This window comes from Microbacterium invictum (assembly GCF_014197265.1).
GTDB classification, from domain to species: domain Bacteria; phylum Actinomycetota; class Actinomycetes; order Actinomycetales; family Microbacteriaceae; genus Microbacterium; species Microbacterium invictum.
The window spans coordinates 1-16,363 of record NZ_JACIFH010000001.1 but is presented as its reverse complement, the minus strand read 5'-3'; the positions used below and the strand labels follow the sequence as shown (position 1 = coordinate 16,363).

Here is a 16,363-nt window from a genome sequence, read left to right as displayed (position 1 = left end):
ACAACTCCGTCTGAAACGCCGCATACGCGGGCGTGCAACGCTCCGGGGCCGGCAGAACCCCAAGCGCGGCGCCGGTGCCGGCGATGTCAGCGAGCGGCTTCGGCTGCGGCGGCAGCGCGGGCCAGCCATGCCGGCTCACCGCCGTAGCGCTGCATCTTGATGAGCCGGCCCGCGGCACAGTCGCCGACGAGGGTCGCGAAGCGGTCGGCGCGGGTCTGCTCGCGCTTGGCGCTCTGCACCCAGTGCGCCGCTATGCGCCGATACGACGGTGTCGCCTGGTCCCAGAACGCCGCGGCTGCGGCATCGGCCTGCAGCGCAGCCACCCGCTCGGGTGTCAGCTCGTCCGGCCGCTCGTAGGAGTAGATCGCCGACTTGTCATCGCTGCGGCGCTCGTACGCGGCGCGCCCCGCGGGATGCATGCGTCCTTCGGCGGTGAGCCGCTCGACGTGCGCGATATTGATCGCGCTCCAGTTCGAGCCGGGCTTGCGCGGGGTCCACCGCTGCCGGCGCGCAGACTCGTCGATGCGCTGGCTGACCGAGTCGATCCAGCCGAAGCACAGCGCCTCGGGCACGGCCTCGGCCCACGTGATGCCCTGACGCGGGTCGCCCTTGCGGTAGAGCCCCATCCACAGCTCGGTCTCGGTGTCGTGATGCTCTTCGAGCCAGGTGCGGAACTGAGCAGCCGACGCGAAGAAGACGGCTGGGCGATCGGGGTCCTGCTGGGCTGCGCTCACGCGTGTGACGGTAGCACCGGCCACAGACACGCCGCATCAGCCTCGGGGGTGCCCCGATGTCGTCGTCAGGCACCTGGAATCTACGCTGGTGTCGTGGTTGTCGTCGCGGTGGTGTTTCCTGCCCTGTTGCTCTTCGCAGCGGTGCTCATACAGCTCGCAGCGAACGGTCGGCTTCGGAAGAACCGGCTCGCGGGTATTCGCACGCGCGCAACGATGAGAAACGAGACGACGTGGGTCGCGGGTCATCGCGCCGCGTCGTCCACGGTCTGGATTGGGTTCGCGCTCAGTGCGGGCGCTGGAGTGCTCACTCTTGTTGCCGATGGCGCGGTTGCCATCACATTCGCCGCGGCGGTCGTGGTGATTCTTTTTGCGACGGTCACGGTCGCTTTGGTGAAGTCGGAGCGAGCAAGCGCGGTCGCTTCGAAAGCGTAGCGTCAGCGGCCACGCCGCACTTTGCTGCGACCTGCGTGATCTGAGCGGCGAGGTCGTCATCGAAGCCGCAGCCGTCGGCGTTCGGCACGCGTCAATGCTCGGCCCACGTCGGCACCCGGCACGCGTCAATGCTCGGCACGCGTCGACACCCGGCACGCGTCAATGCTCGGCCCGCGTCAGCGCTCGGCCCGCGTCGGTGATCCCTCACCGTCAGGCGGCGCGCCAGTTCGGTTTGGAAGGTGGGGGTGGCCGGTCCCACGCCCATTTCCAGGGTGCTTTGGAGACCAGGGTGACGGGTGGGCCGCCGATGTCGGGTGGCGGTTGCAGGATGAACGCGCGTTTCCCGTCGCGGGTGATCCGCCAGCCCCGGTTGTGGAGCAGCAGGTGATGGTATTTGCACAGCAGGATGCCCCGGTCGATGTCGGTGCGTCCGCCTTCGGCGACCGGGTCGATGTGGTGGGCCTCGCAGTACGAGCCCGGCATGTCGCACCCCAGCCACATGCAGCCGCCGTCGCGGGCAGCCAACGCGAGACGCTGTTTGGGTTGGAACAGGCGGTGCTCACGCCCGGCGTCCAGCGGGTTGCCGCACCCGTCGACGGTGACCTCGGTGGTCCCGTGCATGCAGATGTTGCGGTCGATGACCGACCCGGGCAACGGATGCCCACGGTCTTCGGTGAACCCGGCAGTCAACAGCCGCCCATACGCGTCACGCGGACCGGCATCGTCGCCGCCGGCGGGGTCTTTCACGGTGATGATCCGCACACCGGGCTGCCGCACCCCGAACACGTCCGTCGCGTCGGCCACAGCCCCGGCACGCAGCACCGACATCACCAGGTCGTAGGCGAGCTGGTCATTGCTGCGCGGATCATGAGCAAGCTCAGCCGCCCGGGCGCGTTCCTCATCGGTCATGAACCGGGGGCCACCGCGGCGAGGCCGCAACCCGGCAGCGGTGATCGCGTCCATCCACGCGCCGTCTTCGTCATCGAACGCGAAACTGCCGCGATGCTGCCCCTCACCGTCGATCCACGTCCGGAACGACCGGTTCTCAAAACGTCTGGCGTACCGCTGCTCCGCCCCGACCGGGTCGATCGCGTCACGCACCGCGCGGGCGTGAACCGCCAGATCCTCCACCGTCAAGTTCACGGCGTCATCCACAAGCGAGGCCGCCGCCACCACCCACACCTGTGCGGTGTCCTCGGAATCGTCGAACGGCTCCCCCAGACCCCGGCGGATCACATCATGCTGCTCCGCGGTGAGCCGGCGACCCAGATGCGCATCACGCAGCACCGTCTTCCACGTCGCCCGCGGTGCCGCCGCGGGGACAGCCGCCTCGCCCGAAGTACCCTCGCCCTCGCCCTCGCCCTCGCCGCCGGCACCGGACTCCGACCCTCCGGGCACGGACTCGGGTCCTGCGCCGGGCTGCCCCTCGCGCACCTCGATGGCGCCCTCGAGGAGCGCCTTCCCGACACGCACCTGCCGCAGCACGTCAGCCTTCGACCCGCCCGTGATGTCCTGGATCAACGACGCCGGGCTCGCATGACCCTCCGTGGCCGACAGCCCGTTCTGCCCGTCCTTGCGCTGCGACCGATGCGCCGCCACCCCAGCCACCAGCGCCTGCAACCGGGCCACGTCATTCGCGATCGCCGCGAGATCCCGCGCGATCTCCACCACCGACCGGTCACTGAGATCCAGCACCGCCGCCGGCAACTCCGCCGCCGGCACCCCCAGCTCAGCGAAACACGACAACCGGTCCAACCGGTGGCCACATCCGCCAAAACATTCCTAAGAACAGTATGACAAGAACCCCCGACACTCGAACGGGCGTTCGAGTCACCTGTGGATAACTCACCGCAACACCCGAGACCAGGCAACCTCCTGGCCCAGCTTGCCGTCCGCCGGAACAGCCCCACCTGGTGCGTCCAGACCGCTCAGGGTCAGGTCGACCTCACGCAAGAAGGTCCGCGACCCGCCGCACCTGCTGATCGGCGACGCCCGACATCCATGCCGCACCATCGCACCTCAGGTGCGCACGGCCAGCAGGTAAGCGAGGTAGGCGAGGTAGGCGCCGATCATGATGACGCCTTCGACCCGGGTGAGTCTGCGCCCGCTCATCATGAACGTGCCGACCAGGAACGTCCCGGCGATCATCATGGGGATGTCGACGAAGACGAGGGCATGGTCCACGGCGATCGGCGCCGCCAGCACGGTGATACCCAGGATGATCGTGATGTTGTAGGTGCTCGATCCGATCAGGTTGCCCAGCGCGATGTCGCGGTCGCCACGGTACGTCGAGACGATCGCGGTCACCAGCTCGGGCGCCGAGGTGCCGATCGCGATGACGGTCAGACCGATGACGGTGCTCGAGACGCCCATCGCCTCGGCGAGATCGACCGCGCCGGTGACCAGCCAGCCGGCGCCGAGCAGGATGATCGCGATCCCGGCGATCAGCAGCACGATCGCCAGCACGAGCGATCCCGTCTCCCGAGGCGCGTCGTGGTACTCGTTCTCGTACTCGGCCAGGACGGCGGCGCTCTCGCGTCGCGCCCATCGCACGAGTGCGAGCGTGTAGCCGATCGCGACGGCGACCAGCACGCCGCCCTCGATCCGGTCGAGCCGCCCGTCGATGACGAACACGAGCAGCAGCAGGGCGACCGCGCCGATCATGGGCAGGTCGAGGCGCAGCGTCTGCAGGGCGATCGGGATCAGTCGCAGCGCGGCGGCCAGCCCCATGATCAGCAGCAGGTTCACGAGGTTCGTTCCCGCGATGTTGCCCAGCGCGAGCGAGCCCTGCCCGATGCGGGCGGCGTCGATGCCGACGGCCAGCTCCGGCGCACTGGTGCCGATCGACACGACGGTCAGCCCGATCATGATCGACGAGATCCCGAGGCGACTCGCCAGCCGCGCGCCGTATCGCACGATGAGCTCTGCCCCGACGATGAGCAGCACAAGGCCCAGGATCACCCAGAGCCACGCCGTCATGTGCCGAGAATATCGGGGCGGGCAGGTTCGCTGTCCAGAGCAGGACGCAGCCGAAGCGGCGCCGATTCAGGCGAGTTCGGGCCTGTTCCACTGCCCGGGATGGTCGAACTCGCCGTAGACGACGTCGACACCGGCATCCGTCACCGATGCCGCGCACACGAGCAGCGACAGCGTCGGGTAGCCGTACGGACGGTTGTCGCGCACGATCGCGCGATCGTCGGTGGGACCGACCTCGGCGGTGCGCTCGAGCACGTCCATCCAGGCGGTCCACCAGCGCTCGTCGTCTTCGGCCGGCGCCGGGAACGCGCCCCGCCAGGCGATGATGCGGGCGCTGGTCGGGTCGTCGACGTCGTCATGGGCGATCATGTGGATGCCGGGGCCGAGATCGACCGCACGCAGCACGTCCCCGTTCCACATGGTCACCCGGGTGCGCTCCGCGGTGACGTCGACCAGGTTGAAGCCGTGGGTGCGGGGATCGGCGATCTCGGTGCCGTCGACGGCATCGAGCACGAGGTGCCCGCGCGAGGGCACGGGGCGCCCGTCGTCGGGCATGACGTCGGCCCGGTTGAGGATGACGGCCAAGTGACCGGCATCCGGATCCGCGGCCAGCCACGCCCCACCGGCACGGGCGTCGCGCACGCCGACCACACCCGGGCGGGTGTCGGGCCACCACGGGCCGAGCGGGTCCCACGCGCGGGAGGGGTCTTCGTCGCGCACGGCCAGCACGCGGGTGGCGGCGCCGGCCTCTGCGGGGACGTGGACGATCACCGTGCACATGTTCGGGCCTCTCGTCGTCCGGCATCCGTGGCAGGATCGGACCATGTTCGTCGTCGTCGGGGTCACGGGCGGGATCGCCGCCTACAAGACGGTTCACCTCGTGCGCGCACTGGTGACCAACGGTCATGAGGTGCACGTTGTTCCCACCGAGGACGCGCTGCGCTTCGTCGGGACGACCACCTGGGAAGCGGTCAGCAGACATCCTGTCACGACCAGCGTGCACGACGAGGTCGCCGAGGTGCGCCACGTCGCCCTGGGCACCCGTGCCGACCTGGTGATCGTCGCCCCGGCCACCGCGAACACGCTCGCGAAGATGGCGGCGGGCATCGCCGACGGGCTGCTGGGCGTCACACTGCTGGCGACCACGGCTCCGGTCGTCGTGGCCCCCGCGATGCACACGGCCATGTGGGAACACGCGGCCACACAGGCGAACATCGCGACCCTTCGCGATCGCGGCGTCCACATCGTCGGCCCCGCCGACGGTCCGCTCACCGGCGGTGACAGCGGCCCGGGGCGCATGGTCGAGCCGGACGAGATCGTGGCGGCCGCCCTCGCCGTCGTCCAGCCGCACGGCGACCTCGCCGGCCTGACCGTCACGGTGACCACCGGCGGCACCCGGGAACCCATCGACCCGGTCCGCTACCTGGGCAACCGGTCGAGTGGCCGGCAGGGTGCCGCCGTCGCGCTCGCCGCCGCCGACCGCGGCGCCACGGTGACGCTCATCGCCGCGCACGTCGACGACGGCGTGCTCGACGCCGCGTCCCGCCACACGGCGATCACGGTGCACCGTGTGTCGAGCACGGCCGAACTGAAGGCGGCGACGGATGCCGCGGCAGCGGCATCCGACGTGATCGTCATGGTCGCCGCCGTCGCCGACTACCGGGTCGCGGGAGTGTCGGATCACAAGCTCCGCAAGGAGGACGGCGCCCCCCGCCTGGAACTGGTCGAGAATCCCGACATCCTCGCCGGACTGGTCGAGGCCCGCCATGCCGGACAGACGGTCGTCGGCTTCGCCGCCGAGACCGCGGCCGACGACGGCGAACTGCTCGAGCGGGGACGCGCCAAGCGAACCCGCAAAGGTGTGGATCTGCTGGCGGTGAACCGGGTCGGCTGGGAGGCCGGGTTCGAGTCCGGCACGAATCGCCTCGTGGTGCTCGACACCGCCGGCGCGGTCGTCGCCGATGTCGACGGCAGCAAGCGCGAAGCCGCCGAGGCGCTGTGGGACGCCGCACTCGCGGTGCACGCGGGCCGAGTCGGCGCCCATCGCCCGTCCGATCAGTCCGCGGACTGACGATGCGCTCCCGCCGCGCCCTGATCCTGCTGGCCGTCGTGCTGCTGGCCGGGTGCGCGCCGTCGGCTCCCGAGACATCACGCGGTGACCCGGTGGGCACCTGGGGGACGGTCGCCGAGAGAAGCGCGTACCTCGTCATCGATGCCGACGGCTCGCTGGGCGGCCATGACGGCTGCAACGGGTTCGGCGGCAGCTGGGAGCAGTCGGCCGCCGAGGACCCGATCGTCTTCGCCGATGTGTACATGACGCTGATGGCATGCGATTTCGGTGACCAGTGGCTGACCGCCGGTCGCTCGGCGCTGGTCGACGGCGACCGGATCGTGGTGTTCGACGAGGACGGCGAAGTCCTCGGGTCGCTCCCCCGCACGGCGTGACCGCGCGAATGCCGCCGGCGCCCTCGGCCGCGCGGGCGCGGGCACGGCCGAGGATCGAACGCTACCCCTTCTGCTGCACGTCCAGCAGCGGGTCGCCGTGCTCGACAGGACCGAGTGCCACCGGATCGACGGTCGCGAAGGCGTCGGCGTTGAGCACGATGACCGGGGTCACGAGCGGGTAGCCGGCCTTCTCGATCACCGCACGGTCGAACGTGACCAGCGGGGTGCCGACCTCGATCCGGTCGCCGTTGGCGACCTTGACGTCGAACCCCTCGCCCTTCAGGTTGACCGTATCGATTCCGACGTGGATCAGCAGCTCGATGCCGCTGTCGAGTTGCAGCCCGAACGCATGACCGGTGGGCTGGGCCGCCACGACGGTGCCGGCACCGGGTGCGTAGACGGTGTCGCCGGTCGGCTCGATCGCGACACCCGGACCCATCACTCCCCCGGCGAACACCGGATCGGGCACCTCCGACAGCGCGACGGCCGTGCCGTCGAGCGGCGACGCGAGCTGGATGAGCGCCCCCACCTCCGTGCTCTCGCCCTCGGCGACGGGCTCGGCCCCCGTCCCCGGTTCTGCCACGGCCGTCGCCGTCCCCGCCAGTGCGGAGGCTCCCGCGACATCCGAGACCGACTCGGCCGTCCCGGCGTGGGCGCCGACGACGCCGGACCCGGCGGTGGCGGCGGCCACAGCGGCCTCGCCCGCGGCATCCTTCGCCGGCTTGTCCTTGTAGCCGCCGATGACGATGAGCAACATCGCGACGACGAACGCCGACAGCACGGCGATCGCGTACAGCCCGATCGGTTCGAACGCAGGGATGGTCAGCAGCGACGTGAACACGAACGCCCCGGTCGTGATGCCGTTCTCGAGTCCCAGCATCCAGCTGCCGGCGCCGATGATCAGTCCACCGGTGAGGCAGCCCACCAGCATGCGGGGATAGATCCGCTTGAAGCGCAGGTGGATGCCGTACAGCGACGGCTCGGAGATGCCGCCGAGCAGGCCCGCGGCGAGGGCGCCGGTCGCCGTCTGCGTCATCTGCTTGTCCTTCTCGCGCCACGCCAGCAGCAGCACACCCGCGGTCGCGCCGAAGCATGCGAAGTTCCATGCGCCCATGGGGCCCTGGATGAAGTCGTACCCGAGGGTCTGGATGTTCAGCAGCATGATCGCGTTGATCGGCCAGTGCAGCCCGAGCGGCACCATGAAGGGATACGCGAGCGGGATCACGATGGCGAAGATGAACGGCGAGAAGGTGTTGATGGCGCTCAGCGCGTTCGCCAGCGCCGCGCCGATGTAGACGCCGATCGGGCCGAGCAGGAACGCGGTCAGCGGGATCATGATGAGCATCGCGAGGAACGGCACGAAGATGAGGTGCAGGTTCTCGGGGATGATGCGCTTCAGCCCCTTCCACAGCGGGCCGAGCACGGCGGCCATCAGAAGAGGCGGGAACACCTGAGAGCTGTAGTCGAAGATCGTGAGCGGGATGCCGAAGACCGGCACCGTGGTGATCTCAGAGCCCAGGAAGACGAGCTGTGTGGCGGTCGCCTCTTCGGCCAGCGCTGTGAACCCGGGGAGCATGACGACCGCCATGATCGCGAAGCCCACCCAGGGGTCGGCGCCGATCTTGTTGGCCGCGTTGTAGGCGACCATGAGCGGCAGGAAGATGAACACGCACTGCCACATCAGGTTGATGAACTGCCACGACGGCTCGAGCACCACCCCGGGCTGGTTCCACGCCGGAATCCACCCGAGCGTCGCGGCGAGCGCCATGAACGTGATGAACAGCGACGCGCCCAGCAGTGCGCCGAGGATCGGGCGGAACGAGTCGGACAGGAACTCGAACAGCGTGTCGAGCCACGCGGTCTTGCCTCGGGGACCGCGCGCTCGCTGGGCCGCCTTGATGTCGGCATCGGAGGGCTGATCGACGCTCGCCATCGCCGGCAGCGCCAGGATCTCGTTGTACACGGTCTGCACACCGCCGCCGATCACTACCTGGAATCTGTCGCCCGCCTGTGGGACAGCACCCATGACGCCGTCGACGGCTTCGACGCGGTCCTTGTCGACCGCCGTGCCGTCGCGCAGCTGAAACCGCAGTCGTGTGGCGCAGTGGGTGAGACTTTCGATATTGCTGGGTCCGCCGAGCGAATCGACAATGTCGGCTGCGGAATTGGATGCCATGGCCCTTCTCCCTTGCAGTTCGTCTGTGGCGCGACTCTAGCGGTGTGCGCACGCCGCCGATAGGGCGGCGCTCACCCTGGTGTCCGACGCCATGCTCGTGCACAGCCGGTGGACCGTCGTCGATCGCCGTCGTCGGCATGAGCCGGCCGTCGCGGCTCGGCGCGGCGCTGACCGCGGCATCCACACCCCTGCCCGAGGAGATCTGGGACGAGCTCGAATCGCACGTGCCGGCCGCCGAGCACTGGCTCGAACCGCCCGCAGAATGATGCGCAGCGGTGCCCGCGACCAGGTGATCGGGGGCATGGTGCGTGGCAGGCGCCCGTGACATCATCGGGGCATGGCCACCCCCGCATCCGACACCGCAACGCTCATCGCCGCCGGCGCCGCTGAACTGCTGGCCGCCAACCCGATCCAGGCGGGCCGCATCACCCCGCACAAGGCGTTCGACGGGACCGGGGTGCGCATCCGCCAGCTCGCCCTCGACGCGAACACGGTGATGACCGAGCACGCCGCGCCGCGGCCGATCCTCGTGGCCGTGGTCTCAGGCCGCGTGCGGTTCACGGTCGGCGAGGTGACCCACACGCTGGTGCCCGGGGGCATCATCCACGTCGAGCCGAACGTGCGGCACGAGGTCTTCGCCGACGAGCCGAGCCACCTCCTCGTCTACCTGCTCGGCTGACGCATCCGGCGGCCCGGACCGCGTCGAACACGCGGTCGTACTCATCGGTCGGCGAGGACCGCGGAGAGGAAGTCACGCGTACGCTGCTCCTTCGGCGCGGTGAACATCGTCTCGGGGTCGGCCTCTTCGACGATGCTGCCGTGATCGAACATGAGCACACGGTTCGAGACGTCCCGCGCGAACTGCATCTCGTGCGTCACGATGAGCATCGTGATGTCGGTGGTGGCGGCCACGTCGCGCAGCACACCGAGAACTTCGCCGACGATCTCGGGGTCGAGCGCGCTGGTGACCTCGTCGAGGAGCAGGATCTCGGGGTCCATCGCGAGGGCGCGCGCGATCGCGACCCGCTGCTGCTGTCCGCCGGAGAGCTGGAGGGGGTGCGCGTCCTCCTTGTCCGCCAGCCCGACTTTGTCGAGCAGCTCGCGCGCCTTCGCCGTCGCATCGCGCTTGGACAGCCCCAGGACGTGCACCGGCGCCTCGATGAGGTTCTCCATGACGGTCATGTTGGGGAACAGGTTGAACTGCTGGAACACCATGCCGATGCGCTTGCGCACTTCGTTGCGGTGCTTCTCCTTGAGCTCGACGCGCCTGCCGCCGCGCTCGACGTGCGTGAGCGGCTCGCCGTCGATGTAGATGTATCCGCCGTCGGCTTCTTCGAGGGTCATGACCAGGCGCAGGATCGTGGTCTTGCCCGATCCGCTGGGGCCGATGAGGGTCACGCGATCGCCCGTGGCGACCTGGAAGTTCAGATCGTCGAGCACGACGTTCTCGCCGAAGCGCTTGTGCACGTCGTCGAAGCGGATGGCGGGCGTGGGTGCGTCAGGAAGCGTACTCAAGGCGCTTCTCCAATCTGCGGATGAGGACGGATGCCGGATAGCTGGCGACCAGGAAGATGATGCCGGCCAGTGTGATCGGCTCGAGATAGCGGAAGTGGTCGCCGCCGAACTCGAGCGCGTTGCTGACCATGTCGGACACGGTGATGGCGATGAGGAACGGGGTGTCCTTGAGCATCGAGATGACGTAATTGCCCAGAGCCGGCACGGTCGCGCGGATCGCCTGCGGCAGGATGACCGCGCCCCACGTGCGGCCGCGCGACAGGCTCAGCGCGGTGGCCGCCTCCCACTGGCCGCGCGGGACGGCGTCGATGCCGGCACGGTAGACCTCTGCCATGTAGGTGGCGTAGTGGATGCCGAACACCGCGATGCCGATGGTCAGGGCGTCGAAGCTGAGGAAGAAGAAGTAGGCGAACATCAGCTGCACGACGATCGGCGTCATACGGATGAAGTTCACGAAGAAGGTGACGATGCCCGCGATCGGCCGGGGCGCGACGCGCCGCACCATGGCGATCACCAGGCCCAGCACCACCGCGATCGCGCTGCCGGCCACGGTCACCACGAGAGTGACGGTGAAGAACCCCTCGAGCAGGGTCGGCAGGGCCTCCCACGCGGTCTCCCAGCTCCACTGCAGTCCGTCGTTCATGCGGCCGTCCTGCCCTTGGTCACCGGCGCCCGGAACCGCAGCGCGTCACGCAGCGACTCGCCACGGCCGAGACGGTGCTTGGCGCGCACCTCGAGGGCGTTCATGGCGAGGGTCAGCACGTACGCGATGGCGAAGTAGAGCACCATGCCGACGGCGCCGAAGAAGAACGTGTCGGTGGCGATGCGCAGCTTGTCCAGTGCCACGGTGAGGTCGAACAGGGTGATGAAGCCGACGATCGCGGTGCCCTTCAGCAGCTGGATGAGCAGGTTGTTCAGCGACGGGATCATCAGCGCCCACGCCTGCGGGAAGATGACGCGCCACATGCGCTGGGTCCGCGTCAGGCTCAGCGCCGTCGAGGCCTCCCACTGCCCGGCGGGCACGGAGTTGATCGAGCCGCGGACCACCTCGGCGCCATATGCGCCGTAATTCAGCCCGAGCCCGATGATGCCGCACAGGATCGCGGGCAGCTTGAGGCCGAGCTGGGGCATCACGAAGAAGAGGAAGAACAGCTGCACGACCAGCGACGTGCCGCGGAAGAACTCGATCACGACGCGGGAGGCGCCGCGGACGATGACGTTCTGCGCCCGGGCGCCGAGCCCGAGTCCGACCGCCAGGACGAATGCCAGGAGGGCGCCGCACACCGTCAGCAGGAGGGTGATTCCCAGTCCCTGCCAGATCTGTGGCAGCGCCGCTCCCAGCGCTTCGAGGTCATCCATCAAGGTGCGGGATCAGCCCAGGTCGCCCGAGCAGAGCTGCTCGGTGGTCAGATCTGCCGGAGGCAGGTTCTCTTCGGTGAAGCCGAACTCGCCGACCAGGCCCATGTAGGCGTCGACGTCGCCGGTGATGGTGGCCAGCTGCTCGTTGTAGGCGTCGAGCAGCTCGATGTCGCCCTGACGGAAGACCGTGGAGCCGGCGCCGACCTGCTCGACGCCGTCGATCACCTGCACGAACGCATCGGTGGTCTCGACACCCGCGTCGGGGTTGTTGTCGGCCATCCAGTTCAGCGAGATCGCGGTCATGGCGAAGGCGTCGGCGCGGCCGTTTGCGACCAGGTCCATGCCGGACTGGGCGTTGTCGACCGAGACGGTGTCGGCGATGTCGAGCTTGTCGGCGTAGCCGGCTTCGATGCCACCCTTGAGCACGGCGAGGGTGACGTCGTCCTTGCCCTGGACTGAGTCGAGGTCGGTGAGGCCGTCGGGGTTGCCCTCGGGGACCATGAGCGCGGTGGTGTACATGATCTCGGGGTCGCTGAACGCGGCCTCGGCGCAGCGCTCGGGGAGGATCGACATGCCCGCGCTGACGGCGTCGTAGCGGCCGGCCTTCAGACCCGGGATCAGCGAGTTCCAGTCGACCTCGACGACATCGACGTCGTCGATGCCCATGCCGGCGAAGATCGCCTTGTGCATGGCGATGGTCGCACCGGTGGCCTCGCCGCCTTCGACCCATGAGTACGGACGCTCGTCTGCGATCGCGACGGTGATGGTGCCTTCGTCCTGCAGCCGCTCGAGCGTCGAGGCCGAGTCCGAGGCGCTCCCGCCCGTGTCGCCGCCGCTGCCCGTGTCGGTGCAGGCGGTGACGCCGACTGCGAGAGCCGCGGCGCCCAGGACGGCGGCGCTGCGCCGCAGGATCGTGCGTGAGGTGCTCATGGTGTTCCTCTTTCCATGTCGATGGTCTCGATGTCGGTGGGGACCGGCGCTCGGGGGTGCGGCGATCCGGTTCGGGTGAACAGCCGTGGATCACACTATGCCGATTTTCAAACATGCGCACATTCTGACGTGCAGATTGTCTACATGTATACAGACTTGTTAGCCTTGCCCGGGCGCTGCGCCCCGAGTCGCGACCGGATGTCCCGCGCCGGTGGACAACTTGAGGAAGAATCGAACGAGGACGACCGAGAGACACGCCATGCCGATCACCCCCGCCCGCTCAGGACTGCCCGCCTCCGTGCTGCGCGTGGCGCGTCCGTCGACGGTGGATCTGATCGCCATCGAGCTGCGGAACGCGATCTTCTCGGGTGCCCTCGCCGTCGGCAGCCAGCTCGGCGAGGTCGACATCGCCACGCAGCTGGGCGTCAGCCGCGGACCGCTGCGCGAAGCCACCCAGCGTCTGGTGCAGGAGGGCGTGCTCACCTCGCTCCCGGGCCGCGGTCTGCGCGTGAGCGTCGTGCCGCCCGAAGACATCCCCGACCTCTACCTGGCCCGGCGCGCCGTGGAGGGCGAGGCGCTGCGCTGCCTGGTCGCGGCCGGTGCGGCGTCCACTCTGCCCGCCCTCGAGACGGCCCTCGATCAGCTGCTCACCGCCAGCGAGGGCGACGACGCGCGGGCGATCGGCGACGCGGACCTCGCGTTCCACCAGGTGCTCGTCGACGCCGCGGGCAGCCGCCGGCTCTCGCAGGCGATGGCCACACTCGCCATCCAGACCCGCATCGCGAGCTTCAGCGCGAAGGACGGTTATGCCGTGCCCGCGACAGTGTCGCCCACGTTCCGTGCACTGCTGGATGCACTCGTCGCGGGGGATGTGGATGCCGCGGTCGCCGCACTCGGCCGTCAGTTCGACGACGCGGTGGCGCGTCTGACCGGTGTGCGCGACGTCGAGACCGTCGAGACCGACACGGCGGCCCTGACCGCGCCGCTCATGCCGCTGGATCAGCTCGCAGCCGAGCCCGAGTGAGCGTGCCATGGCGCTGGGTGGCAAGAGAGGCGCAGTGGATGCCGTCGTCGTCGGCGCCGGCCCGAACGGCCTCGCCGGGGCGGTGACCCTGGCCCGCGCCGGGCTGAAGGTGCGGGTGTACGAACGGGATGAACGCGCCGGCGGTGGTGCGGCGACCCGCGAACTGACGCTTCCCGGCTTCGCGCACGATGTGTGCTCGGCGGTGCATCCGCTCGCGTTCGCCTCGCAGTTCTTCGATGCGTTCCGGCTGCGCGAGCGCGTCGAGTTCGCCACCCCCGCCGTCTCGTTCGCGCAGCCGCTCGACGGCGGCCGCGCGGGGGTCGCGTACCGCGACCTCGACGCGACCGCGAACGGGCTGGGCAGAGACGGGCGCGCCTACGCCCGGCTCATGCGGCCGCTGGCCGAGCGCGCGACGCATGTGGCCGAGTTCACCGGATCGACGCTGCTGCGCATCCCCCGGCATCCGCTCACCGTCGCACGATTCGGACTGAGCGCCGCCGAGCAGGGCACCCCACTGTGGAACCTGCGCTTCCGCGGCGAGGCGGCGCCGGCACTGCTCACCGGCGTCGCGGCGCACTCGATCCTCGCGCAGCCCTCGCTCGCCGGCGCGGGCGCCGGCCTGACCCTCACCGCCTATGCGCATGCCGAGGGCTGGCCGATACCGGTCGGCGGCAGTCAGGCGATCATCGACGCGCTCGTCGACGATCTGCGCGCGCACGGCGGCGAGCTCGTCACCGGCCACGACGTCACCTCACTCGACGAGCTCGACGATGCGCGCGTGGCACTGCTGGATGTCACGCCGCGTGCGCTGGTGCGAATGGCGGGTGGGCGGATGCCGGCCCGCTACCGCCGGGCGCTGAGCAGGTTCCGGTACGGCGACGCGGTCGCGAAGGTCGACTTCGCGCTGAGCGAGCCGGTGCCCTGGACGCACGCCGAGGTGCGTCGGACCGGCACGGTGCACGTCGGCGGAACGCGCGCCGAGATGGCCTTCGCCGAGAACGAGGTCCATGGCGGGCGGCATCCCGAGCGGCCGTACGTGCTCGTGTCGCAGCCGACGCTGTTCGACCCGTCGCGGGCTCCGGCGGGCGCCCACACGCTGTGGGCGTACACGCACGTGCCGGCCGGCAGCACGGTCGATCGCCGCGAAGCGGTGACCGCGCAGATCGAACGGTTCGCACCCGGGTTTCGCGACACGATCGTCGCGGTGGGCTCGCGCACGGCCGCCGAGGTCGCCGCACACAATCCGAACTATGTGGCCGGCGACATCGCCGCCGGCGCGCCCGACCTCCGGCAGCTGCTGCGCAGGCCCACCCTCTCGGCCGACCCGTGGCGCACGCCTCTTCCCGGCGTGTATCTGGCCACCGCTTCGGCCTCCCCCGGGCCCGGCGTCCATGGACTGGCCGGATGGCATGCCGCGCGCAGCGCCCTGCGCCACGAGTTCGGTGTGCGCGAAGCGCCCGACCTGTCACCCGGCGGCGGGGCGTCGTAGGGTGACGCCATGGACGGCTTCGCGGCGGTCTGGTTCGAGTTCGCGCGGCAGGTGCTGCAGCGCGGGATCGCTGCGCTGTTCCTGGTCGCCTTCTTCTCCACCCTGAACCAGTTCCGGCCGCTGCTGGGCGAGAACGGGCTGCTGCCGGCATCCACTCTCCTGTCCTGGGCGACGTCGCGGAAGAAGTGGCCACTGCATCCGACCCTGTTCCGCTGGGTCGCCTACACCGATCGGCGGCTGGTGCTGCTGTGCGCGGGCGGCACCGTGGTCTCGGCGCTGCTGGTCGCCGGTGTGCCGCAGCTCGGGCCGCCATGGGTGCCGATGCTGGCCTTCCTTCTGCTGTGGCTCGGGTACATGTCGATCACCTCGATCGGGCAGACCTTCTACGGGTTCGGGTGGGAGATGCTGCTGCTGGAGGCCGGGTTCCTGGCGGCGTTCCTGGGTTCTGACTCCCAGCCGCCACCGACTGCGGTGATCGTGCTGATGTGGTGGCTCGTGTTCCGGCTGGAGTTCGGGGCGGGCATGATCAAGATCCGCGGCGGGCGCGAGTGGCGCGACCTCACCGCGCTCATGTACCACCACGAGACCCAGCCCATGCCCGGGCCGCTCAGCCGCCAGGCGCACCTGCTGCCGGCGTGGTTCCACCGCGGCGAGGTGCTCGGCAACCATTTCGCCCAGCTCGTCGTGCCGTGGCTGCTGTTCGCCCCTGTGATCGGGCTTTCCGTATCGGGCCCGTGGCCGGCGTACATCGGCACGGCTGCGGCGGCCATCGTGATCGCGACGCAGCTGTGGCTCGTGCTGACCGGCAACTTCGCGTGGCTCAACTGGGCGACCATCGTGCTCGCGTTCTCGGCGTTCGGTGTACCCCCGACCGCTCCCGCACCGGGTGCGGGCACCCCGGCATCCATCCCCCTGTACTGGATCGTCGTGACCTCCATCGTCTTCGTGGGCTATGCGGTGATCAGCGTGCCGGCGGTGCGCAACCTGTTCGCCCGCCGGCAGCTGATGAACGCGAGCTTCAACCGTTGGCAGCTCGCCAATGCGTATGGGGCGTTCGGGACGGTCACGAAGGAGCGCATCGAGATCGTCGTCGAGGGGACGACGGCCGATGACCCCGGTGCCGGCGACTGGCGCGAGTACACGTTCAAGGGCAAGCCCGGCCCGCTCGGGCGGATCCCCCGCCAGTTCGCGCCGTACCACCTGCGGCTGGACTGGCTGATGTGGTTCCTGCCGCTGGGGCGATCGCTGGATGATTGGTTCACGGGTCTGCTGGTCCGTCTTCT

The 16,363-nt window shown here is 69.6% G+C and carries 17 protein-coding genes; 8 read left to right on the top strand and 9 right to left on the bottom strand.

The window, feature by feature from the left end:
- Positions 1 to 86 precede the first annotated feature (86 nt).
- Positions 87 to 734 (bottom strand): YdeI/OmpD-associated family protein, encoded by a 648-nt coding sequence (locus BKA10_RS16860; RefSeq protein ID WP_248199145.1) that lies wholly within the window; start codon positions 732 to 734, stop codon positions 87 to 89.
- Between the two features lie 93 nt (positions 735 to 827).
- Here BKA10_RS16860 and BKA10_RS00075 point away from each other — a divergent pair, with 93 nt between their 5' ends.
- Positions 828 to 1,166, top strand: coding sequence for an SdpI family protein (locus BKA10_RS00075; RefSeq protein ID WP_183497807.1), 339 nt, complete (start codon positions 828 to 830; stop codon positions 1,164 to 1,166).
- Between the two features lie 210 nt (positions 1,167 to 1,376).
- Here the strand turns inward: BKA10_RS00075 and BKA10_RS00070 are convergent, their stop codons facing one another.
- The 3 genes from BKA10_RS00070 to BKA10_RS00060 form a co-directional block, all read right to left on the bottom strand.
- Positions 1,377 to 2,861: an HNH endonuclease signature motif containing protein gene (locus tag BKA10_RS00070; protein ID WP_183497805.1), complete on the bottom strand. Its 1,485-nt coding sequence runs from the start codon at positions 2,859 to 2,861 to the stop codon at positions 1,377 to 1,379.
- 324 nt (positions 2,862 to 3,185) lie between these two features.
- Positions 3,186 to 4,145, bottom strand: coding sequence for a calcium/sodium antiporter (locus tag BKA10_RS00065; RefSeq protein WP_183497803.1), 960 nt, complete (start codon positions 4,143 to 4,145; stop codon positions 3,186 to 3,188).
- 66 nt (positions 4,146 to 4,211) lie between these two features.
- Positions 4,212 to 4,922: an NRDE family protein gene (locus BKA10_RS00060; protein ID WP_183497801.1), complete on the bottom strand. Its 711-nt coding sequence runs from the start codon at positions 4,920 to 4,922 to the stop codon at positions 4,212 to 4,214.
- 43 nt (positions 4,923 to 4,965) lie between these two features.
- On the opposite strand from BKA10_RS00060, the gene coaBC reads away from it, so the two are divergent.
- Positions 4,966 to 6,213, top strand: a complete 1,248-nt coding sequence (gene coaBC, locus BKA10_RS00055) for a bifunctional phosphopantothenoylcysteine decarboxylase/phosphopantothenate--cysteine ligase CoaBC (protein ID WP_183497799.1) — start codon at positions 4,966 to 4,968, stop codon at positions 6,211 to 6,213.
- Between the two features lie 2 nt (positions 6,214 to 6,215).
- On the top strand, positions 6,216 to 6,587 hold the full coding sequence (locus BKA10_RS00050) for an META domain-containing protein (protein WP_183497797.1): 372 nt from the start codon (positions 6,216 to 6,218) through the stop codon (positions 6,585 to 6,587).
- Between the two features lie 61 nt (positions 6,588 to 6,648).
- On the opposite strand, the gene BKA10_RS00045 is transcribed toward BKA10_RS00050, so the two are convergent.
- Positions 6,649 to 8,763 carry a glucose PTS transporter subunit IIA gene (locus tag BKA10_RS00045; protein ID WP_183497795.1) on the bottom strand — a complete coding sequence of 705 codons (2,115 nt, stop codon included), beginning with the start codon at positions 8,761 to 8,763 and terminating at the stop codon, positions 6,649 to 6,651.
- 137 nt (positions 8,764 to 8,900) lie between these two features.
- Here BKA10_RS00045 and BKA10_RS16520 point away from each other — a divergent pair, with 137 nt between their 5' ends.
- Both BKA10_RS16520 and BKA10_RS00040 read left to right on the top strand, forming a co-directional pair.
- Positions 8,901 to 9,029, top strand: a complete 129-nt coding sequence (locus tag BKA10_RS16520) for a hypothetical protein (protein WP_277816556.1) — start codon at positions 8,901 to 8,903, stop codon at positions 9,027 to 9,029.
- 71 nt (positions 9,030 to 9,100) lie between these two features.
- On the top strand, positions 9,101 to 9,442 hold the full coding sequence (locus BKA10_RS00040) for a cupin domain-containing protein (RefSeq protein WP_183497793.1): 342 nt from the start codon (positions 9,101 to 9,103) through the stop codon (positions 9,440 to 9,442).
- Between the two features lie 41 nt (positions 9,443 to 9,483).
- Here the strand turns inward: BKA10_RS00040 and ehuA are convergent, their stop codons facing one another.
- From ehuA to BKA10_RS00020, 4 genes are read right to left on the bottom strand one after another with little or no spacing between them, the layout of a single operon-like run.
- Positions 9,484 to 10,278: an ectoine/hydroxyectoine ABC transporter ATP-binding protein EhuA gene (gene ehuA / locus BKA10_RS00035; RefSeq protein ID WP_183497791.1), complete on the bottom strand. Its 795-nt coding sequence runs from the start codon at positions 10,276 to 10,278 to the stop codon at positions 9,484 to 9,486.
- Positions 10,262 to 10,921 (bottom strand): ectoine/hydroxyectoine ABC transporter permease subunit EhuD, encoded by a 660-nt coding sequence (ehuD, locus tag BKA10_RS00030; RefSeq protein ID WP_183497789.1) that lies wholly within the window; start codon positions 10,919 to 10,921, stop codon positions 10,262 to 10,264. Before ehuD ends, ehuA begins: the two co-directional genes overlap by 17 nt.
- Entirely contained in the window at positions 10,918 to 11,637 is a 720-nt protein-coding gene (locus BKA10_RS00025; RefSeq protein WP_206686717.1) for an amino acid ABC transporter permease, read from the bottom strand. The genes ehuD and BKA10_RS00025 overlap by 4 nt, the downstream gene beginning before the upstream one ends.
- 12 nt (positions 11,638 to 11,649) lie before the next feature.
- Complete coding sequence (locus BKA10_RS00020) at positions 11,650 to 12,567, bottom strand: transporter substrate-binding domain-containing protein (RefSeq protein WP_183497785.1); 918 nt, start codon at positions 12,565 to 12,567, stop codon at positions 11,650 to 11,652.
- Positions 12,568 to 12,826: 259 nt separating this feature from the next.
- On the opposite strand from BKA10_RS00020, the gene BKA10_RS00015 reads away from it, so the two are divergent.
- From BKA10_RS00015 to BKA10_RS00005, 3 genes are all read left to right on the top strand, one after another.
- Complete coding sequence (locus BKA10_RS00015; RefSeq protein WP_183497783.1) at positions 12,827 to 13,591, top strand: GntR family transcriptional regulator; 765 nt, start codon at positions 12,827 to 12,829, stop codon at positions 13,589 to 13,591.
- A gap of 7 nt (positions 13,592 to 13,598) precedes the next feature.
- On the top strand, positions 13,599 to 15,080 hold the full coding sequence (locus tag BKA10_RS00010; RefSeq protein WP_183497781.1) for a phytoene desaturase family protein: 1,482 nt from the start codon (positions 13,599 to 13,601) through the stop codon (positions 15,078 to 15,080).
- A 9-nt stretch (positions 15,081 to 15,089) separates the two neighbouring features.
- A partial coding sequence (locus BKA10_RS00005; RefSeq protein WP_183497780.1) for a lipase maturation factor family protein occupies positions 15,090 to 16,363 on the top strand: 1,274 nt, incomplete at its 3' end.